The organism is Paenibacillus sp. J31TS4, from assembly GCF_018403265.1.
Classification (GTDB): domain Bacteria; phylum Bacillota; class Bacilli; order Paenibacillales; family NBRC-103111; genus J31TS4.
Genome location: NZ_BOSI01000023.1, coordinates 1 through 674 on the forward strand (window position 1 = coordinate 1; position 674 = coordinate 674).

Genomic DNA, 674 nt, shown 5'->3' on the forward strand with positions numbered 1-674 from the left:
TATATATATGACACAAGGTGACATATTAAAAATCTATAATGGGTGGTAGATCAACGAAAGGAGTAACAAATTAATGAAACGAAGAATACTTTTAGATTTAGCAGTTACTTTAGATGGTTTTATTGAAGGGAAGAATGGGGAAGTTGATTGGTGCATCACGGACTCTGACATGGGGTTTATTGATTTCTTAAATCAAATTGATACTATTTTATATGGAAGAAAAAGCTATGATTTATGGGGAGAATTTACTCCAGAAACTGAACTTACTGAAACTGAAAAAGAAATGTGGGGATTATATCATAGTAAAGAAAAATATGTGTTTTCCAGGACAAAAAAAGGGACTGATAATAAAGCAATATTCATAAATGATAATATTCTTGAAGAAGTAAATAAATTAAAGAATAAGCCTGGTAAAGACATGTGGCTATATGGCGGAGCAAGTCTCATTACAACTTTTATGGATTTAGGGCTTGTTGATGAGTTTAGATTATCTGTGCACCCTGTTATTTTGGGAGAAGGAAAACCTCTGTTTATAGACATAAAACAGAGGTTGAATTTAAAAATGGTTAATACAAGAACATTCTCCTCTGGCGTTGTGCAACTAATCTATCATTTGAATGAGAAAGAATAATATCATCAGGAAATACTGGATAGTAATTGTCACTTCTTCAACT

Annotated in this window: 1 protein-coding gene; it reads left to right on the top strand. The window is 31.8% G+C overall.

Features of this window, described 5'->3' with window-relative positions; all coding sequences use genetic code 11:
- Positions 1–73: 73 nt before the first annotated feature.
- Positions 74–631, top strand: coding sequence for a dihydrofolate reductase family protein (locus KJS47_RS23800; RefSeq protein ID WP_213528392.1), 558 nt, complete (start codon positions 74–76; stop codon positions 629–631).
- Positions 632–674 lie beyond the last annotated feature (43 nt).

What these genes read in the sequence shown, in the direction of transcription:
- KJS47_RS23800 (WP_213528392.1), top strand. Translation starts at nt 74, where the DNA reads ATGAAACGAAGAATACTTTTAGATTTAGCAGTTACTTTAGATGGTTTT.